The sequence below is a fragment of the Haladaptatus sp. CMSO5 genome, from assembly GCF_036689885.1.
In the GTDB taxonomy this organism is placed as follows: Archaea; Halobacteriota; Halobacteria; order Halobacteriales; family Halococcaceae; genus QDMS2.
In genome coordinates this window covers 2,740,352-2,759,559 of sequence record NZ_JBAHVW010000001.1, presented here as the reverse complement: position 1 = coordinate 2,759,559, position 19,208 = coordinate 2,740,352, and the positions used below count along the sequence as shown (strand labels likewise).

The following is a 19,208-nucleotide window of genomic DNA, read 5'->3' as shown; positions in this document are numbered from 1 at the left end:
GCGCCCCAAAAACTGCGCGTATGGCAAAACAGCCCCACCTCCTCGTTTCCGAAGGCGACGTGACCGACATCGCACTCATCCCGGGCGACCCGGGCCGCGTAGACCGAATTGCAAAGCAGTGTGAGAACGTGGAAGTCGTCGCCGAAAATCGCGAGTACAAGGTCGTAAACGCCGAGTTCGACGGCCGCGAACTCACCATCTGTTCGACGGGTATCGGCTGTCCCTCCGCCGCAATCGCCGTCGAAGAACTCTCTCGCGTCGGCGTCGAGACGTTCATCCGCGTCGGCACGACGGGCGCATTGCAACAGGGAATCGAAATCGGGGACATGGTCGTCGCAACCGGTGCGGCGAAAAACGAAGGCACCTCAAAGCGCTACGAGGACGTTGAGTTCCCCGCCGTCCCCGACTACGACGTGCTCACGGAGCTCGTCAACGCTGCCGAAGCCAACGACGAAGACGTGCACGTCGGCCCCATCGCCTCCGACGACGCGTTCTACGCAGAAACCGACGAGTTCGTAAAGGCGTGGGAAGCCGCGAACCTCCTCTCGGTCGAGATGGAAGCCGCCGCCGTGTTCACCCTCGCCCGCCGCAAGGGCCTGCGCGCCGGAGCCATCTGTACGGTGGACGGCAACCTCGTCGAAGGCACACAGAAGGGCGAAACCGAGGGCGAAGAACTGCCTGACAAGGCGAAAAACAACGTCGAACGAGCCATCCGCATCGCGCTCACCGCGACGACTTCGCTGTAGAGAAAGGCCTTTCAAGGCCACTTTCGAACGTCTGGCAATGCTCGATACGGTGCGGAAACGCGCTGCCACCTACTACGCTCGATTTCGGCGGTTAGAGCGCCGCCGGATTCGAGACCTCAGACGCTGGGTCGAGAGTACGCGCAACCTGATTCACCTCACGGTTGTCGTCCTCGTCCCGTTACTCATCGCCACCGTTACCGCCATCTCAAACTCGCTCGAACAACTCTCGTTCCTCCTGTTCCCCCCACTCGCCGCTGGCACCTACACGCTGTTTGCAGACCCCGAAGGAAAGTACTCGAAGCCCGGGAAGTTCGTCGCCGGACTCACCATCGGCGCGCTCTGTGGCTGGGGCGCGTTCGAACTCGTCGCCATCAGCCCGTTCACGCCAGCGCCGACTGGCCAGTCGGTCAGTGCGATAAGCGCCGGGCTTGGCATCTTTCTCACGGCGCTTTCGACGTGGGTGTTCGACATCGAAGAACCCTCTGCGTTCTCGACTGCGCTGCTCACCCTCGTCGCTGGTTCGACCCAGTTCGACTACGTCCTCTCGGTTGCCGCCTCCAGTGCAATCGTCGCCCTCGCGTTCGTCTTCTGGAAACAGCAGTTCTACGAGCGAAGAGCCCGATTCCTGTATCAATCGACGAAAGGCGACGACCACGTTCTCGTCCCGATGCGGGGTGCACAGCCGGAGACCTCTGCCATGTTCGGCGCGCGACTCGCTGCGGCCCACGACGCGGGGAAGGTCGTTCTCCTCGATATCGTGGACGACGAAGCCATCGCGGCGGCCGAAGCTGAACTGCTCGACCACGACGCACAGGTGCTCACCGACGGCGGTGAAGAACAGAGCCTCGAAGAACAGGCGGAGACGAAAGCCGCAACCGATGCCGCGGCCGACTTGGAGGCGTGGGCGAATCGCCTCCGGACGAAAGTCGGGGTTCCCGTCGAAGTCGTTGTCGCAGTGGATGGCAACTCGCCCGCACAGACGGTCATCCAGACGGCACAATCGACCAACTGCGACCTGATTGTCACGCCCTACGAAGAGCGACACGGCGCGCTGTCGCCGTTCGTCCGCACGCTGTTTCGCAGCGAGGTTGACGTGGCCGTCCACCGCTCTGTTGGTGGGCGAACCCGGTGGAAGCACATTCTCGTCCCCATCCGCCAGCCAAGCGACGTGGCCCACGCGATGATTGACTTCGGCCTTCGGTTGGCCGGGCGCACGGGTCGGGTGAGTGTGGCTAACTGTATCACTGCGCCCAACCAACGCCGCGCCGCAGAGAACATGCTCGCAGACCTCGTCGACGCCTTCGAAGGCAACCTCGAAACGCGGGTCTCGCGGGCGACCATCGAAACCTTCCTTGCGGCGAACGCCCCGCAGTACGACGCGATTTTCCTCGGCGCGAGCACCGACCGCTCTGCGGCCTCGCGGCTCATCTCACCGCCGACGTTCGAGCGGATTCACGAACTCGAAAGTGACGTCGTCATCGTCGACCGCGGCAAACACCCGTTGCCAGCCCTCGATTAGACGGCGTCTGTGTGCTCTTCGTCCACGTCCAGAATGCGGTCTGCGAAGTCCTCCATGCCGCGCTGGCCAAGCGCTGACTGGACGAGTAAGTGCCCGCCAATAACCGCCGGGCTGATGACGGTGTTTGCTCCGGCGCGTTTTAGCTTCCGGATGTTCTCGCGTTCGGTTGCTGCGGCGACGATTCTGATGTTCGGATTGAGTTGGCGCGCGGTGAGAATCGAGAGGGCGTCTTCTGCGTCTGAGTTGGTCGCGGCGACCACCGCCCGCGCGCGGTCGATGCCGACGCGTTCGAGGACGGCTTCGTCTGATGGCTCGCCGGTGATGACTTTGTAGTCGCGCTCTGCGAGTTCTGTGGTGTGTTCTTTGTCGGGGACGATGACGACGAACGCGGTCGTCTCCTGTAATTCTTCTAAAATCGGTTCGGTCAGTTCGCCGTAGCCGAGGACGATGACGTGGTCTTCTAAGGTTGCGAGTTGTGATTCGTTCATGATACCAAGTGCTCTGCTGAAGCGTGCTTCGATTGCGGGGCCGAGCACCGACCCGAGCGCGATGGCGAAGCTGGCGGTGCCGATGACGATGACGCTCATCCCGAACAGGCGGGCGACCTGCGTGGTCGGTGACGCATCGCCGTAGCCGACCGTACTCGCGGTGACGAGCGTGTAGTAGAAGGCGTCGGTGAGGTTGTTGACGCCGCCGAACTGCTCGCGCAGGGCGTAGGTGCCGACGGTGCCGTAAATCTGTGCGCCGATAATCGCCGTGAGCGCACCCAGTTGGGTCGTGCTCAGCGAGATGTCCTGCGTGAAGCGCTTTCGATTGAACCCCACGACCGGCAGCGCGAGCAACGAGAGCGCGACGAGTGGCAAAGAAAGCGAGTTCGACTGGAGGAGCCCCTGTGCTGCGGTGAGTGGGAGAAACACCATCGTCGAAAGCCACGCGGCTCTGAGTCCACGACGCAGGCCAACGGCGCTGAGAACCAGTAAGAACCCGGTGAGCGCGCCCGTAAACCCGGCCGTTTGCTGGACGGTGTCGTGGACGTAGGGGCTGAGTGGCCCGGGAACGATAGTCGGCGTCGCGATGTTCGCCACACCCGTCGCAAACGACAGCAACGCCACTGCGAAGGTCAACAAAATCGCAAGACGAATGCTGTACCACGAGCGCCTCCGGTTCATGTACCGTTGTTTGTTTCGTGACAGTATATAAACCTCGACTTGTGTTTCGGTGCAGTGTTCCGGTAATGGTAAAGTGACACGATGAGTGGGACACGTATGGTTCAGGCCCTTCCGCTTCAGGTGCTGTTTGGCATCTACCTCGGGCTCTTGACGGGACTGCTTCCCGGTCTCATCGCCTTCACGCTCGGGTTTCTGTTCAAATACTTCACCGGCGTCACTCTCCCCGGCTTCGGTGTCGTCACCCTCGGGGTTGCCATCGCCGGCATCAACGGCGGCCTGCTCGGGCTGATTGACCCGGCAGTCCAGAGCTCGCCAATGTTGCTCGTCGCCGCCATCGTCGTGATGATGATTACGCTCTACACCCACTCGATGGGCGACAAACTCGGCGCGGAGTTCCCAAAGCGCCTCTCGCTTAAACGCCTGCGCGAGCAGAAACTCTCGCGCGACGTGCTCAATCGCGTCGGCGTTCGCGGCGAAATCCAACTCGATATCGTCGGCCCCGTTGGCGACATGGAGGGGTATCCGCCGCTGTCGGCAGACCTCAGAAAGGCCATCAAAGAGTCGAAACTCACCGTTCCGCCAGACCTCCCGCTCTCGGAACTCGAAACCCGTCTCGCAGACCGGCTGCGAAACGACCACGACCTCGCGGACGTCTCGGTGACCGTCGACGCGAATGCAAAAGCAAGCGTGAACGCCGCCCCACCGAGTGGCCGACTCTCCCGCCGGGTGCCAAAGGGCAAGCGTGCCATCTCGATCGAGGCGCTGCTTCCGACCGGCGTCGCCCGCGGCGACGAAGTGGTGTTACAGACGACCGCTGGCTCGGTCACCGGGCCAGTCGTCGCCGCCCAGTCCGACGGGGGTAGCGACCAGCCACCGGGTGAAACGCCCGCAGAAGACGACGAAACCCCGATTCCCGCGCCACACGCGCCGACAACGACCGGCGGTGAGGGCCGTATCACCGTCGCGGTAGACCGCACGGACGCAAAACAATTGCTCGGCATCGAAACCGGGCGCGTCGTCACGCAAGCGCGCGGCACCCGCCGGGAGTACGAACTCGTCTCACTGCTCCGCCGGGCGGGCAAGCGTTTCAAGAAACTCACCGTCAGAACCGGTGGTGACCTCGACGGACGGACGCTTGGCGACATTGCGGTCAGAAGCACCTACGACGTGGCGGTGCTCGCGGTCAAGCGCTCTCCGAAGGCGGACACCAACGGCTCCGCACGCGGGTGGGTGTTCGCCCCACGCGGCGAGACGATGCTCGCCGCCGGTGACGAACTGTTCGTCGTCGGTACCCGCGACGCGCTCGCCGGGTTCGCGGAGGTGGCCGCGTGACGGTCATCTCAGAGCTGTTGGAGGTGCTGTTTGACCTCAGTGCGCTCTTATCGGTCGTCGGAATGGGGCTGCTCGCCCTCACGAGTGCGCTCGCGCTCACGTTTGTCTACCGCTGGTACTCCCGCCAGAAGCCTCCCCTCAACGTCGCCATTCTCGTTGGCCTCGCTGCGGTGTCGCTCTGGCTCAACACCGACCTGGCGCTAAAGCAAGTCATCACCGCGGGCAACTTAGATGGGCTCGAAACGAACGCCATCGTTACGATTGCGTCGTTCGTCGTCGGCGGCTTCGGCGCGTCGCTTGGCCACCAGATTGGCGATGACCTCGCCGTGCGATTTTTCGCCATCTCCGGGGTCAAAGACCTGAACCGCGAGATGAGCCAACTCGTCCAGTCGGTCGGCCGGACGATTACGGTCACGTTGCCGGACGATATCCAAGATATCGAGGGCTACGACCCGGTAGACGACGCGACCAAGGAGAAACTCGCGGGTATTTCACTTGTCTTCCCGCGTCGGCTCACCGTTGGTGAACTGAAAACCCGTCTCGTCTCCCGGCTGAAAGAAGATTACAGCGTCGGCCACGTCGACATCGAGTTGGACGAAAGCGGAGCGGTCACGTTCCTCGCCATCGGGAGTCGGGCGGCCGGACTCGGCCCAACCTTACCGCCGGGGAAAGCCGCCGTCGCCATCCGCGCAGACCCGGCCCACGGCGCGAGCGCGGGCGACCTCGTCCAAATCTGGACACCCGGCCCAGAGCCGGAACTCGTGACGGCCGCAGAACTCAGGGCCGCCGTCGAGGATGTCGTCACGGTCGTCGTCGACGCGGCGGACACAGACCGGCTCTCGGCCGAGGAGTCCTATCGCCTCATCACGATGCCATCCGAACCGTTGCCAGACCGCGAGTTCGCCTCCCTGCTTCGCGTGGCAGACGAGACGATGGGGGCGGTCACCGTCCACGAGTCGAGTGCGCTCGTCGGGACGACCCTCGGCACCCTCGACACCACCGTCGTCGCCGTCAAACCACAGTCCGGTGGCGTCACGGCGATTCCCGCCCGCGGTCACGTTCTCGAAGCCGGTGACACCATCTACGCGATCGTCCGACCCGACGAACTTCGGCGACTCGAAGCGGTCACGGGCCCGTCGAAACAACCCTCCCAGTGAACGCCCTGACGGCGAGCCTTTTTGCTGTCGCGTCCGGTAGACACCCGCATGCAGTGGAAGCTCTTTGCGAATCTTGCAGAAGCCGCCGGGGAAAGGGAAGTCAGCGTGGCCACCGAACCCGGCGACACGCTCGGTGACGCCCTCACCGCCCTCATCGAACAGCACCCGGCGCTCCGCGCGGAGGTGTACGACGAAGACGGCACGCTCCACGAACACATTCGGCTGTTGCGAAACGGGCGGAGTCCGTTCGCAGAAAGTGAAGGGCTCGACACCGTGCTCGAAGCCGGTGACGAACTCGCGCTGTTCCCGCCGGTCAGCGGCGGGTAGTCAGGTCTGCTTCGAGGACGAAATCAGGTTCACTGCTCACCGGGACCCGAGCGGTCGCCACGTCGCTTACGTGACGGACGGTTTCAGGGATGAGGACGCGCGCGTTGTCCGCGCCCTGTCGGGCAGCGTCTCGGCTAAGTGCGGCGAACAGCGAGCGCGCGGCTTGTGCGTCCTCCCACGCGCCGACGCCGTACTCGGCGTAACTCCGGGTTTCGCCCTCGTCGGTCGTGTGCTCGAACGTGCGATTGCGGTAGGCCATCGCCCGCGTGCCCTCTTCTTTGACCGCGAAGACGGCGTCGTCGGACGCGAGCGTGCGCAGCTTTTCGAGCGTGAGTTCCGAGACCGCCCACGATTCGGTCAAATCGAGACCGAGGCCGACGAGGTGCGTGCGCGCCTCAGAGCGGTTCCAGTAGCTCCACGCCGCCGCCGGGTCGGCTTCGACGGTGAGGTCGGGTTGTGCGTCTGCGTCGGGTTCGGGTTTCGCCCATCGGAACTCGGTGGCGGGGGAAAAGCCCGTGGCGCGCGACTGGCCGAGGCCGCCAATGTTCCACGAGTACACCATGTTCCGCGCGACGGTCGCGCCCTGTGCTGCAGCCCAGTCGAACAGCGCGTTCGTGAGCGTGCGGCTCACGCCGTTTCCTCTGAAGGCTGGGTTCACGCGCATGCCCTGTGCCCACGTTTCGTGGTCCGAGAGCAGCACGCCTTGACAGAGACCCGCGATGTCGTCGCCCGCGTCTAAGACGAACGTTTTCTGGGTGTCGCCCTCGGTGTCAATCCAGTCTTCGAGCACGCGCGGGATGTGGTCGCCGACCTCGCGGTCTGCCCACGTCTCTTGGGTGAAGGCGACGATGGCGTCCACGTCGGTGTCGCGGATTCCTCTGACCGTCAGTTCCATGGCACAGACCGCGGCGTAATCTCGCCTGCGAGCGGCGTCTGCATCGTGCCCGCCACGTCGTCTGCGTTGGCGAGCGCCCACATCAGCTTGACTTTGGCCGTGCCGGGGAGCATGTCTTCGCCTTCGACGACGCCCGCATCCAGCAGGTCGCGACCGGTGTCATAGACGCGGTCACAGACGCGCCCGGCGAGACACTGGCTGGTCATGACGACGACGGTGCCGTCGGAGACGAGCGATTCGATGCTGTCGATCCAGTCGGTGTGAACGTGGCCGAGGCCCGTGCCCTCGATGACGACGCCTGCTTTGCCTTCTAACACATCGAGGAAGGCAGTGTCCATGCCCGGTGTGAACTTAATGAGTTCGACGTCGGTTTCGATGTCGGGCGCGATGTCAAGGTCGCGCTCGCCGCGTTTCGTGTACTCGCGGCGGAAGGTGAGTTCTTCTGTGTCGTAGTCGATTTCGCCGAGCGGGGCCGCGCCGATGGTCTCAAAGGCGTTGCGCCGGGAGGTGTGATTCTTCCGGACGCGCGTGCCCTCGTGGAGCGCGCAGGTCGTGTCGCTCTCGGTCGCGTGCATACAGAGGAGCACTTCCGCGCAGTCGCTTTTCGCGGCTTCGACCGCACAGACGGCGTTCATCACGTTATCAGAAGAGGGGCGGTCTGCAGAGCGCTGGCTCCCGGTGAAGACGATGGGGACGGGCGTTTCGAGCATGAACGCCATCGCGCTCGCGGTGAACTGCATCGTGTCGGTGCCGTGCATGACGACGACGCCGTCTGCGCCGTTTTCGATTTCCTCGTAGATGGCGTGGGCGAGGTCTTGCCACACGTCGGGCGTCATGTTCTCAGAGAGGATGTTTGCGACGACGCGCCCGCGGTAGTTTGCCCGGCCTGCGAGGTCGGGGACGGCGCGAAGCACGTCTTCTGCGTCGAATTGGGCGGTCACCGCGCCGGTGCGATAATCCACCGTCGAGGCGATGGTGCCACCGGTCGAGATGAGCGCGATGGTCGGCAGGTCCTCATCAAATTCGACTTCGGACACGTCGCTCGTTTGGCCCGGTTCGATTTGATACACGTCAGATTCGAGTACTTCGACTTCGGCGTCTGCGCGGTTGATACCGACGTTGTACCCGCCGTCTAGCTTGACGACGAGCGTCTCGTGGGTGGTCGATGGCAGCAACACACCGTCGTAGGTCTGGCCGCCGCGTTCGACACGGACGCGGTCCCCTGGGTTCATACGCCCCGCTACCGCGTGACTGGACTTGAACCCTGCCATCTTCACATGATGGCTGGACAGAAACGACCGAAAAACGCCGCTGGTTTGGTTAGTTGACGCCCGGATTCGCCCTTGCGTTGCTTCCCATCTCCGCGGGTTCGTTCTCGACGCTTATCTCGAACGAGGTCTCCGAGACGGAGACGCACGGGTTGCTCCCGGCGATGTTTCGAAGGCGTTCGTAGGTGTAGCCAGCAGAACCGCTGTACGCCGGATATTCAGCCTGCATCAGCGACTCAGACGCGCCGTCGAGGAGAACGGTCGAGAACCGGAGCCAGATGGTCGTCGTCTTCGAGTCGCCGTCTGTGTCTTGGTCGAGCATGTCCGTATTGCCGATAACGCCGTAGTTGCCGTTGGCGTAGTCGCCTGAGTCACTGCCGAGACTCGCCCCCGTCCAGTGGTCCATCCCGGATCCACCGGTGTGCCCGTCGTAGTCGGTCGGTTCGTCGTAGTACGCGCCCTCCCCTTCTTTGTAGAGGACGATTTTCGGTGGGACGATGACGCTCCCGTCGTCAGGCGAGACGAAGTCGCCGTTGCCGTTGATGTTGTAAAACGCAGAGTTCCCCGTTGCGAGCGGCACGCGGCCTGCGTCCGGGAATCGGTCGGTGGTGCCGTGGGTCGCGGTGCCGAGTTTGTCATTGTTATCCGTAAACAGCCACGGCGTCTCGCGATATACGGGCGAGTAGCCCTGCCCGTCGATGCCTGCTTCTAGGATGTACCGGAGCTTCAGTGGCACTTCGTCGAAGTTGCGCCACTCCGTGTACACCTTTGGAACCACGTATACCTCGGTAATGTTCCCGTCATCATTGCGAACTACGCCGGGATTCGATGCCGTTATCTCGCTTGTCATCGCTGCTGATGCAGAGCCGCTCAGTGCGAATGCACTTACGCCGCCCACAATCCCTGCCATCCCGATACCCTTGAGTGCCTGCCGTCGAGTGAAATTCATTGTTGTTCTCCAGTTCCCCCCTATCCGTCCCAACATATTCTCTCGGCCCGGCAGGAGCCTTCCAAACCGGCTCTGTCCGGTCAAAGCTCCCATTAACGCCGTCATCTTCGTGGATTCCGGAGCGGAACTATCCGCAACTCCCACGACTGCTCCATTAGTTAATTACAAACTTCCAACTAGTAGGCAGCCGAGAACCAGCGGTTATGCGACTACTACTATGGACGCCTCGCGTCAAGCGTCCGCCGCACAAGGCCCTTATTCTCGGCGCGCGAATCACCCGCTATGGCAGAGCGTACAGACGAACTCACGCGAACGCGCCCGACGCACGCGAGCCAGCAAGATGAGTCGGACACGAGTCGCCTCTCGCGCCTTCGCCCGCGCGCACCCCGGCTCACGCGGCTGTTCGACCCGAAATTCTTCCTCCTCGCACTCGTCGGCACGCTCGTCGGGCTGTTCGTCGGCGGAGCTGTCCTCCCGTTTGGCTCGATTGGAAGCCTCGCCGGACTCACAGTCGTCGCGTTCGTGCTCGGCCTTCTCGCAGACGGTCGTCGCTACCTCGAAATCGGTGCGGCGGGGGCACTCGTCTCCGGCGTGAGTGCGCTTCTCGGAAACCTACTCCTGACCGCGGTGGGGCTTGGCGTCCCGCTCGCGGTGTTCAGCGCTGGCGCGGGCTTCGGCCTCGCTATCGCTGGCTTCTACGTCGGACGCGACCTGAAAGACGGCTTCACAAGAGAGCTTTAATCCGCGATTTTCCACACGCCGTTGTCGAAGTACACGAGGCCGCGCTCGTTGAGTTGATAGAGCGAATCTTCGACGATGGGGTAGGGAGCTTCGATGACGGTTGAGATTTTGGCGACCGTGTCCGCACCGCCCGCCATCGCGCGCAGGATGTCGGTAAACAGCCGGGCGTTCGCATCGCCGACGTACTCAGAGAGCCGGTCCATCACGTCGGTGAGGCGGCCCTGTACCCAGCGTTGGGCCATCGACAGCTCGCTTTCTAATTGCTCTAAGCTGGCGAGTTCCGAGACGACTTCTTCGACCGAGGTGTCGCTGTTCGTGCTCGCGGTTTTCACGTCGAGGGTGAGGTGGCGACACGTCGTCGTCATGTCGAGGCTCGAACTCGCTGGATAGGCGCTTTTCGTGCCGAAACTGTAGGGTGAGACGTTCACTTCGAGCCGGAGGTTCCGGGCGATGTGGAAGTATTTGCGTCGCTGATCGTCGGTGCGACTTTCGACGAGCCCGGCGTCTTCGAGTTTGCGGAGGTGATCGATGACGGCCTTTGGGCTGACCCCGAGGTACTCGCTGATTTCGGTCACGTAGCACGGTTTGCGTGCGAGCAATCGCAGGATGCGCCGGCGATTTTCGTTTCCGAGTAAGTCAAGCAGAGCGGCCGAGTCCATTAGTCACTCTTTGGTAGCCTGTGGGGAAAAGCATACCTCACCGCCGAAGTCGGTCCGGCGAGTAGAACCGCTCTGCGTAGCAGTCGCAAACTCATTGACGTATTGACGAATTACACGCCCACCAATTCACTCGAATCGACCATCCGATGATCGCACGGCGTGAATCAGTGGACAAACAGTGGACCCCGTGTCTCCCCCAGCTCCGAAGCGAATACCCCCTCCTTAACCCCCTCTTCTCCGAAGCGAATACCCCTCTTCGACCCCACGTCGAAGATGCGCACCTGTGACGGAGTACGCAATGGATCATTGCAGCCCCACGTTATAGGAGTTTGTTTCACCCAAATCCGGATTTTACGCAACTCAGTGACAGTCACACTAATCTTGCTGGTACTGCAAAGGAGATAAGCGAGCTCTCAGACATCCCTCGAACGCGAGTGTACGACGCGATTCGGGTGTTGGAGGCAGAGGGGTTGGTATCCGTCCAACACGGCAATCCTCGCCGCTTTCGAGCCGTCTCCGTTGTGGAGGCAACCGAAACCCTTCGACTGCAGTATCTGGACCGAATCGACACGCTCCAACAGTCGTTGAGCACTCTCAGCAAACCAGTCACGAAATCGGACTCGGAACCTGCGGAAGTGTGGACGCTAAACAATCGGAATGCAATCGAATCTCGGACAATCGAACTTATCGACAGTGCGGACGCCGAAATCGTCCTCGTGCTCGCTGACGAAGCGATGCTCTCCCACAGGCTGTTCGAACGCCTCGAATCGGCACAAGACCGTGGTGTCATGGTCATCGTTGGGGGATCCTCACCGTCGGTTATCGCGAAACTCTCAGAAGAGCTTCCCTCGATACGCGTGTTCGAATCCGGGTTGGACTGGCTGACAGGCCCACATATAGAGGGCGAAGCAGCGGTTGGGCGTCTCCTTCTCACCGATAAATCGAACCTCTTCGTGAGCTCCATCCAGCCGGATGGAGAAACGGGGGTGGACGCGACCGAAGAGCACGCGGTTTACGCGAGCGGTCTGAGAAATGGATTAGTCGTTATCGCCCGCCGTCTCATTTCGACAGAGCGACTACCACAAGAGTGAGTGACGAGACGACGGCGTCAGTGCTGGGTTGCGGTCGCGTCGTACCGGTCGAACGCCCGCGAGGCGAGCCAGACCGTGAGCACGGACAGTATCACGGTCAAGACGGGCAACGCAAGCCCGGGTTCGTAGCGAAGCGGCGGGTGGAGGCCAAGCCCATAGTCGATGAAGTCGTTTACGAACATCAGGCCGAGGGCGGCGGCGAGCGCCCCGCGGGTGGTTTTGCCGTAGTGGGGCATGAGGTAGGCCTCACCGACGAATCCGAGGTGGGTGAGGATGATGCCGAAGTACGCCCACACCTCGGGGAAGTATTGGGAGAAGCCGAGATTCAGTGCGAGCGCCGTCCAGATACCGTACTTGACGAGCCAGACGAACGCAATCGTGTGCAGATAGCACAGTGCGAGGTTTTGGGGTGCCTCGTCGAGTCGTTTGCCGAGGTTCGGGACGAGCGCCATGAGCGAGAGGGTGGCGAAGAACACGGCGACCGGCGAATCGGTGTAAAACGGCCAGAGGAAGGTCGAAACATCGGGCATCGTCTCGACGTAAAACCGGATGCCGACGAGGATGGCAACGGAGTTGGCGAAGATGAGCCATGTGAGGCTCGGCGCGTTTTCGAGGTAGTAACGCGCGTAGCGCACCGGAATCATACTCAAAGTGGTGGGCCGCGCCGTCAAAGGCGTGTCGTGTGCCGTGTTTGCACGGCAACATAAACGTGCCGGCAAACACTTATCAGCCAAACTATGGTATGATTACACATACCAGTATGTTTGAGCGATTCTCAAGTGGCTACTACGTCGGCCAGCTCTACGTTGAACCGTACGACGGCGACGTTGCACTGATGCACCACTCCCAACACGAGCAGGTGAACGAACAGGTCTACGCGACGGCGGGGGTCGCCCGCACAGACTACCCGCTCGTCATGAAACTCGGCACCTGCCACTTTTCGGTTCACGGAGACGCGGGGGTCCCGGAGTACACCCTGGCCGTCCCCGCATCGCTGAACGAGGCACTCAGGCTCGACAATCCACCAGAGCGCCGCGAGGTGTGGCTCGCTCACGGCGAGCGCGCCCAGCAACTGCTCAGAATCGCCGGCACAGTCGCCTGATTTTAAGGGGATTCGTCCCCGAGTTCGACCGATGTTTGACGACCTGCTCGGCCGCACGGAGCTAAAGGAGCGAATCGAGGCACTCGAATCGGAAAAACGCCACCTCGAACGCCAGCTTTCGGCCGAACAGGAACGCCGCGCCGACGCTTCCCACGCCCGCCAGCAAGCAGAAGAGCGCGTAAACCGCCTCGAAGACCAGATTGCGGGCCTCGAAGGCAAACTCGGCCAACCCGACGGCGAGCAGTCGCTCTCGGTTCGCACAGCGGAGCGCCTCCGCGGCGACCGTCTCTCAGAGGTGCTCACTCGACTCGAATCGGTCGAGACTGGGCCGGAGGGCGCGCTCTCTGCAGTGGTGACAGACGACTTGCCCACTGAACTCACCGACCTGCTCGGCGACCGCGCCGCACTCGTCTCGCGGGCGGCTCCCTGCGTCTTTTTCGGCGACGATGCGGGCCTCGTGAGCGTCGCGCTCGAACCACCACTGGTGCCAGATGCACACGCGACGTGGGACGACCACTTCGCGTTCGACCGTGCGTGGTTCGAGCCGACGGGAACCTTCGCGTTCGCGCTCGTCCGGTCTGACCTGTTCGCCCTCGGTGAGTACGAGGGCCGCGAGCGCGTCTCGCTCACCGGCTTCGAGACGGACGTAAAGAGCAACCACTCGAAAGGCGGCTTCTCGCAGGGACGCTTCGAGCGCATCCGCGAGGGGCAGATTGCAGACCACGTCGAACGCTGTTTGGAGGCGGTCGAACAGACCGATGCAGACCGCCTCATCGTCGTCGGCGAGCGAACTGTGTTGGGAAAATTCAAGCCCCACGCAGACGCGACGCGGACGGTCGACGCCACGGGCGAGCCCGAAGAGGCGCTCGCGGACGCCTTTCGCGACTTTTGGACGACCAGACTGTCGAGTGTCTGACCGCGCTCGCCTGTCTCCGTCTCCGCGAGAATTAAGGAACCCCTCGTACGAACAGTCGGTATGGACATTGCCCTACTCGCACACGAGAAGTTCCCCGACGAAGCGAAAACTGCACTCGGCATCCTGCGGTACTCGGATGACACCGTCGTGGCCGTCCTCGACCGAGACAGCCCCGGCACGCGCGTCCACGACACGGTGCCGGACGTGCAAGACGCGCCCGTCGTCGCCAGCATCGACGATGTGGATTCTTACGACGCGCTCGTCATCGGCATCGCGCCCATCGGCGGCGGCTTCGACGACACGTGGCGCGACGACGTGCGCACTGCGCTCAAAGCGGGCAAGGACGTCATCTCCGGCCTGCACTACTTCTTAGAAGACGACGAGGAGTTCGCCCAACTCGCCGCAGAACACGGCGCGGACATCTGGGACGTGCGCAAACCCCACGACGACCTGACCGTCGCACAGGGAATCGCTGATTCCGTGGATGCGGAAGTCATCCTCACCGTCGGTACCGACTGTTCGGTGGGGAAAATGACCGTCTCGCTCGAACTCGCCCGTGCGGCGCAAGACCGCGGCATCGACGCCGAGTTCATCCCGACGGGCCAGACCGGCATCATGATCGAAGGCTGGGGCAACCCCGTCGACCGCGTCGTTTCTGATTTCACCGCGGGCGCAGTCGAGGAGATGATTCTCGAAAAGGGCAACGACCACGACTACCTGTTCGTCGAAGGGCAGGGTACCATCATCCACCCCGCCTACTCCGCGGTCACCTGTGGCATCCTCCACGGCTCGATGGCGGACAAACTCGTCCTCTGTCACGCTGCCGGGCGCGAGGCCATCCACGGCTACGAATCCTTTGCCCTCCCCGACTTCAGCACCTATCGGCAGCTCTACGAAGACCTCGCGCGCCCGGTTCACGAGACCGAGGTCGTCGCCGGGGCGCTCAACACGCGCTCTGTCGAGGGAGACGAAGACGCACAGGCCGCCGTCGATGACTTCGCAGACGCCATCGACGCACCCGCGACCGACCCCGTCCGCTTCGACCCGGACACCATCTTAGACGAGGTCCTATGAGCCTCGACGCTTCCTTCGAGCGCGTTTCGCTCCCGCTCGAAAATCCGTTCACCATCGCCCGGGGCACCCAAGAGGTGGCAGAGAACGTCATCGTCCGCATCGAAGACGACGACGGGAACGTCGGCGTTGGAGGGGCTGCACCGTCCGAACACTACGGCGAGACCGCAGCCACCGTCGAAGCCGTCCTCCCGACGCTGCTCGAAGTAGTCGAGGAGGTGGGCGACCCCCACGCCCTCGATGAAATCGAGCGCAAAATGCAGGCGCGCGTGAATCTGAACCCGGCCGCCCGCGTCGCGGTGAGCATCGCGCTCCACGACCTCGCCGCAAAACGCGCAGACTTGCCGCTGTATCGCTACTGGGGCCTCGACGCGTCTTCCGCACCGGATACGTCGTTCACCATCGGCATCGACACGAAAGAGCGAATGCACGAGAAGACCCGCGAGGCCGTCGATGCGGGCTACGATATCCTGAAGGTCAAAGTCGGCACCGACCGCGACGAGGAGATCATCGAGACGGTCAGAGAGGCCGCCCCGGACGCGACGATTCGCGTCGACGCAAACGAGGGCTGGACACCCCGTGAAGCCGTCGAGATGACCTACGTGCTCAACAACTACGACGTCGAGTTCGTCGAACAGCCGGTTCCCGCAGAAGACCCCGAAGGCCTGAAATTCGTCTACGAACGTTCGCCGCTCCCCATCGCCGCAGACGAGTCCTGTATCACCCTCGCGGACATCCCGCAGATTGCAGACCGCGTGGACATTGCGAATCTGAAGTTGATGAAGTGTGGCAGCCTCCGCGAAGCGAAGCGGATGATTCACACTGCGCGCGCCCACGGCCTCGAAGTGATGCTCGGGTGTATGATTGAGTCGAATGCTTCGATTGCGGCGGCGGCGCAGTTGGCTCCGTTGCTCGATTACGCCGACATAGACGGCTCGCTGCTCCTTGCAGAAGATAGATATGACGGGATTTCGATGCCCGCGGGTACACTCGAACTTGACCCCACACGGCCTGGAACCGGCGCACGCCCCCACTAACCACGACCGTTCTCTCGGTTTTCTGCGTCTCTTTCAGGTGTTGTTACACGCTGTTGTCACTACGGCTGTAACTTAATGATAACAACATATTGTGTCAAACAACACATCTATCAACTCGAATTAGCACCTCTAGCTGGACATTTCAGGTAGTTCGAGAAATGTGTGCGTTTTTATAATTGTAGCACAATTCACGTGTATGCACGTCTTCGTTGCTGGGGCGACCGGAGTCCTTGGCCGGAGACTCGTCTCTGAACTGGCCCGCGAGGGTCACGAGGTTGTTGGCCTCAGTCGGTCTGCGCGAAACGATGCGGTGATTCGTGACGCCGGCGGTGACCCACGACGCGGAGACGTCCTTGATTTTGATTCGCTGCTCACCGCCGCAGACGGCGCGGACGTGGTGGTGAACGCGGCCTCTGCAGTTCCAAAGACGCGCTCACCGACGAAACAGGACTGGGCGCGCAACGACAAGATTCGACGCCAAGGCACGAAACACCTCACCGCAGCGGCCGGACACATCGGCGCAGACCAGTACGTCCAACAGAGCCTCGTCTGGGTTGCTCGCCGACCGGATGGCGGGGAGTTCTCGGAAGAAGACGACTGGAATCCAACCGCGATTACCCAATCAGAGGTCGATGCAGAGCGCCTCGCCATCGATGCGCGCATGGAGTACGCATACGACGTGAGCATTCTTCGCTGTGGCTGGCTGTACGCCCCCGATGCTGCCCATACCCAACTCATCGCCCAAGGGCTGCTCGAAGGCGAACTCCCGATAATCGGCGGGGGCCTCCTCGGTCGGAAAGACGCAACGCTCTCGTGTCTGCACGCAGACGACGCCGCCCGCGCGTTCACGACGGCTATCGATCGCAGAACCAACGGCCTCTGGCACGTCACCGACGACAACCCGGTCACGACTGCTGCGTACCTCAGTGAGTTCGCGCGCCTGCTCGGCGCAGCGGAACCACGGCGCGTCCCCGCGTGGCTCGCTCGCTTTTTCACCCTGAAAGAGGCTGTTGACTTCTTCAGCAACCCGATGCCGACGACGAACGACCCGTTCTGCGAGGAAACGGGCTGGCGGCCTCACTTTGGTGATTACCGCGACGGCCTCTCCCACATCGTAGAGGAGTGGGAACAAAAGGGCCGGCTCACCGACCGGCGGGGGAAGCCAACATGGACCGGCGAGCATTCTGAATCCGTCATCTGGCGCACCGTCTGAGCGTCGTCGCTTACGCCCCCGTAAAGTGCGGGTGCGCGCTTACGTGCGCCGGAAGATACCGCGGCCGTCGCGGCCGGTCACCGATTTCTGCATCGACTGCCTCACGGAGCGCCGCGAACGACTGGCGCACCTCGTCGCCCGCTGCGCGGCGGTTCACTTTGAACTCGCCTGATTCGAGTTCTTGGTCGCCAACGACGACGTAGTAGGGAACCCAGTCGCGTTCGGCTTTTGCGATGCGCTTGCCGACGGTTTCGGCGCGTTCGTCTACGTCGGCGCGAATCTTCGCCGCCGCCAGTTTTTCGACCAGCTCGTCGCAGGAGGCGACGTGGTCGTCGCTCACGGGGATGAACCTGACCTGCGTCGGTGAGAGCCACGTCGGCAGGCGCGGCACCTCCTCGGTCGCGGCGTGTTCGAGCAGGGCGGCCATCACTCGCTCGATGCTCCCGCTTGGCGAGTAGTGCAGGATGTTCGGGTGGTGGGTTTGCTGGCCGTCGCTGTACTCGATGTCGAAGCGTGCTGCACTTTCGACGTCAATCTGCACCGTCGGATTCTCGATGGGGCGGCCAAGGCCGTCGATGACGGCGAAGTCGATTTTCGCAGACCAGTAGTGGTGGCGCTCGGGCAGGAGTTCGAGCAGGACGGGTTTGCCGAGGTCTGCGACCACGCCCTCAACCCACGCGCGGTTCTCGTTGTAGAACGCGCGGGTCATGCGGAAGGCACCCTCGTAGGAGACGCCCAAGTCCTCACCCGTCGCATAGCCGAGTTTCGCCTGCTTTTCGAACTCGGATTTGGCCTGCTCCATGTCCTTCGTCGCGGTGTGCATGTCGGGCATCGTGAACGCCCGCTGGCGCTTGAGGCCGAGCACCTCGCCGCGCTGTTCGCGGCGGAACGAGTAGGTGCTCATCTCGTAGATTCGCAGCGGCAGGTCGTTCGCTGCGATGTGCATATCGCGCATGATGGAGAACTGGCCGAAGCAGGCGGCAAAGCGGAGCATCATGCGGCGGTCGCCCGACTCGAAGCGGTACTGGCGTTCGCCGAATTTCTCTGCGTGCTCGCTAATTGAGCGCGCGCCCAAGTCGTACATGATGGGCGTCTCGACGGGCATCCCGCCGTAGTCGATAACAAGGTCAGACACGTACTGCATCAGCGAGTCGCGCACGAGTTTCCCGCGCGGATACCACCGCAGGTTGCCAACATCTGAAAGCTCGTCGTAGCCGACGAACTCCTTCTCGGCCATCAGCGCGAGGTGGGGCGGTTCCTGTCCCTTGCTCGCGGTGACGCCCTCGACTTCGGCGGCGATGAGCGCCCGAAAGTCCTCGCTGAACTGGGCCTTTTCCCTTACGGGGTCCAGCAGTTCGCCATCAGGCGTGAGCACGCGCCACTCGCTCGGTTCGCGCGGTTCGGCGTCTTCTTCTTCGTCTCGGTGGGCACTCACGTGTCTGGAGAGCTCAGAGAGCGGGTGGCCCTTACACGAGATTTCGAACGCCTTGTACCAGCCAAAGGGTGCGCGCAGCAGGTCGTAGTCGTCTTTCAGTTCGGTTTCGAGTTCGCGCATGACGCGCTTTGCGACGTCTGGCGGCGCGAGGTCGTCGCTCAGGTGGGCGTAGGGATAGAGGACGACCTTGTCCGCGTTCAGTTGACTCGTGACGTCGCGGAGTTCTGCGGCGGCGTTCGCGACGACGCCGGAGACGCTTGCTGCGTCGCCGGATTCGACGCTGATGAACACGGTGACGCAGTCGTCCATGCGCCCCTCCATGGGGACGCCGTCGGTTTCCGCGATGTCGCGGCCGGCTTCTTTTTTCGCCTCGAACGAGAGGTGGTCTGCGTGGATGAACAGGAGTTTCATTAGTGGTTTGGGGTGGATACGTGGATGTGGGCAGTCGTGGCAAACGGCGAGCCAGCGGCGCGGCTACTTAGAAGGAGGCGAGTCCACGTGTTGTCCGGAACAACACACTCATAGCTAGGCAAACTTGACCGTCCGGCATAAACCTGTCGTGGGTTGACAGCTTTTCGCAC

The 19,208-nt window shown here is 62.5% G+C and carries 19 protein-coding genes; 12 read left to right on the top strand and 7 right to left on the bottom strand.

The window, feature by feature from the left end:
• The first annotated feature begins 20 nt into the window (after nt 1–20).
• Both V5N12_RS14800 and V5N12_RS14795 read left to right on the top strand, forming a co-directional pair.
• Complete coding sequence (locus V5N12_RS14800) at nt 21–746, top strand: nucleoside phosphorylase (RefSeq protein ID WP_332899944.1); 726 nt, start codon at nt 21–23, stop codon at nt 744–746.
• 37 nt (nt 747–783) lie between these two features.
• Entirely contained in the window at nt 784–2,265 is a 1,482-nt protein-coding gene (locus tag V5N12_RS14795) for an HPP family protein (RefSeq protein ID WP_332899943.1), read from the top strand.
• Here V5N12_RS14795 and V5N12_RS14790 read toward each other — a convergent pair.
• Nucleotides 2,262–3,434 (bottom strand): NAD-binding protein, encoded by a 1,173-nt coding sequence (locus V5N12_RS14790; RefSeq protein WP_332899942.1) that lies wholly within the window; start codon nt 3,432–3,434, stop codon nt 2,262–2,264. The genes V5N12_RS14795 and V5N12_RS14790 overlap by 4 nt on opposite strands.
• Nucleotides 3,435–3,530: 96 nt before the next feature.
• Between V5N12_RS14790 and V5N12_RS14785 the strand changes: the two genes are divergently transcribed.
• From V5N12_RS14785 to V5N12_RS14775, 3 genes are read left to right on the top strand one after another with little or no spacing between them, the layout of a single operon-like run.
• Entirely contained in the window at nt 3,531–4,766 is a 1,236-nt protein-coding gene (locus V5N12_RS14785; RefSeq protein WP_332899941.1) for a potassium channel family protein, read from the top strand.
• On the top strand, nt 4,763–5,923 hold the full coding sequence (locus tag V5N12_RS14780) for a TrkA C-terminal domain-containing protein (RefSeq protein ID WP_332899940.1): 1,161 nt from the start codon (nt 4,763–4,765) through the stop codon (nt 5,921–5,923). Before V5N12_RS14785 ends, V5N12_RS14780 begins: the two co-directional genes overlap by 4 nt.
• A 48-nt stretch (nt 5,924–5,971) precedes the next feature.
• Nucleotides 5,972–6,250 carry a ubiquitin-like small modifier protein 1 gene (locus V5N12_RS14775; RefSeq protein WP_332899939.1) on the top strand — a complete coding sequence of 93 codons (279 nt, stop codon included), beginning with the start codon at nt 5,972–5,974 and terminating at the stop codon, nt 6,248–6,250.
• Here the strand turns inward: V5N12_RS14775 and V5N12_RS14770 are convergent.
• The 3 genes from V5N12_RS14770 to V5N12_RS14760 all read right to left on the bottom strand — a co-directional run bounded on the left by V5N12_RS14770 (nt 6,237) and on the right by V5N12_RS14760 (nt 9,362).
• Nucleotides 6,237–7,145 (bottom strand): GNAT family N-acetyltransferase, encoded by a 909-nt coding sequence (locus V5N12_RS14770; protein ID WP_332899938.1) that lies wholly within the window; start codon nt 7,143–7,145, stop codon nt 6,237–6,239. The two genes, V5N12_RS14775 and V5N12_RS14770, sit on opposite strands and share 14 nt — an antisense overlap.
• Nucleotides 7,136–8,377, bottom strand: a complete 1,242-nt coding sequence (gatD, locus tag V5N12_RS14765; protein WP_332899937.1) for a Glu-tRNA(Gln) amidotransferase subunit GatD — start codon at nt 8,375–8,377, stop codon at nt 7,136–7,138. Before gatD ends, V5N12_RS14770 begins: the two co-directional genes overlap by 10 nt.
• A gap of 88 nt (nt 8,378–8,465) precedes the next feature.
• Nucleotides 8,466–9,362 carry a twin-arginine translocation signal domain-containing protein gene (locus V5N12_RS14760; protein WP_332899936.1) on the bottom strand — a complete coding sequence of 299 codons (897 nt, stop codon included), beginning with the start codon at nt 9,360–9,362 and terminating at the stop codon, nt 8,466–8,468.
• 282 nt (nt 9,363–9,644) lie between these two features.
• Here V5N12_RS14760 and V5N12_RS14755 point away from each other — a divergent pair, with 282 nt between their 5' ends.
• A complete protein-coding gene (locus tag V5N12_RS14755) occupies nt 9,645–10,103 on the top strand; it encodes a hypothetical protein (RefSeq protein WP_332899935.1) in 459 nt (152 codons plus the stop codon).
• On the opposite strand, the gene V5N12_RS14750 is transcribed toward V5N12_RS14755, so the two are convergent.
• Nucleotides 10,100–10,762 carry an ArsR/SmtB family transcription factor gene (locus tag V5N12_RS14750; RefSeq protein ID WP_332899934.1) on the bottom strand — a complete coding sequence of 221 codons (663 nt, stop codon included), beginning with the start codon at nt 10,760–10,762 and terminating at the stop codon, nt 10,100–10,102. The two genes, V5N12_RS14755 and V5N12_RS14750, sit on opposite strands and share 4 nt — an antisense overlap.
• 329 nt (nt 10,763–11,091) lie before the next feature.
• Here V5N12_RS14750 and V5N12_RS14745 point away from each other — a divergent pair, with 329 nt between their 5' ends.
• The gene (locus tag V5N12_RS14745) at nt 11,092–11,853 is read left to right on the top strand and encodes a TrmB family transcriptional regulator (protein WP_332899933.1); all 762 of its coding nucleotides are present in this window, start codon (nt 11,092–11,094) and stop codon (nt 11,851–11,853) included.
• 17 nt (nt 11,854–11,870) lie between these two features.
• On the opposite strand, the gene V5N12_RS14740 is transcribed toward V5N12_RS14745, so the two are convergent.
• Nucleotides 11,871–12,497, bottom strand: coding sequence for a DUF1405 domain-containing protein (locus V5N12_RS14740; RefSeq protein WP_332899932.1), 627 nt, complete (start codon nt 12,495–12,497; stop codon nt 11,871–11,873).
• 98 nt (nt 12,498–12,595) lie between these two features.
• Here V5N12_RS14740 and V5N12_RS14735 point away from each other — a divergent pair, with 98 nt between their 5' ends.
• The 5 genes from V5N12_RS14735 (at nt 12,596) to V5N12_RS14715 (ending at nt 17,192) form a co-directional block, all read left to right on the top strand.
• Nucleotides 12,596–12,955: a DUF5802 family protein gene (locus V5N12_RS14735; protein ID WP_442904947.1), complete on the top strand. Its 360-nt coding sequence runs from the start codon at nt 12,596–12,598 to the stop codon at nt 12,953–12,955.
• Between the two features lie 31 nt (nt 12,956–12,986).
• Nucleotides 12,987–13,871, top strand: coding sequence for a Vms1/Ankzf1 family peptidyl-tRNA hydrolase (locus V5N12_RS14730; RefSeq protein ID WP_332899931.1), 885 nt, complete (start codon nt 12,987–12,989; stop codon nt 13,869–13,871).
• A gap of 60 nt (nt 13,872–13,931) precedes the next feature.
• Entirely contained in the window at nt 13,932–14,945 is a 1,014-nt protein-coding gene (locus tag V5N12_RS14725) for a DUF1611 domain-containing protein (protein ID WP_332899930.1), read from the top strand.
• Nucleotides 14,942–15,979, top strand: coding sequence for a dipeptide epimerase (locus V5N12_RS14720; protein ID WP_332899929.1), 1,038 nt, complete (start codon nt 14,942–14,944; stop codon nt 15,977–15,979). The genes V5N12_RS14725 and V5N12_RS14720 overlap by 4 nt, the downstream gene beginning before the upstream one ends.
• 196 nt (nt 15,980–16,175) lie before the next feature.
• Nucleotides 16,176–17,192, top strand: a complete 1,017-nt coding sequence (locus V5N12_RS14715; RefSeq protein WP_332899928.1) for an NAD-dependent epimerase/dehydratase family protein — start codon at nt 16,176–16,178, stop codon at nt 17,190–17,192.
• Between the two features lie 10 nt (nt 17,193–17,202).
• Here the strand turns inward: V5N12_RS14715 and V5N12_RS14710 are convergent, their stop codons facing one another.
• Nucleotides 17,203–19,038 carry a threonine--tRNA ligase gene (locus tag V5N12_RS14710; RefSeq protein ID WP_332899927.1) on the bottom strand — a complete coding sequence of 612 codons (1,836 nt, stop codon included), beginning with the start codon at nt 19,036–19,038 and terminating at the stop codon, nt 17,203–17,205.
• Between the last annotated feature and the right edge of the window lie 170 nt (nt 19,039–19,208).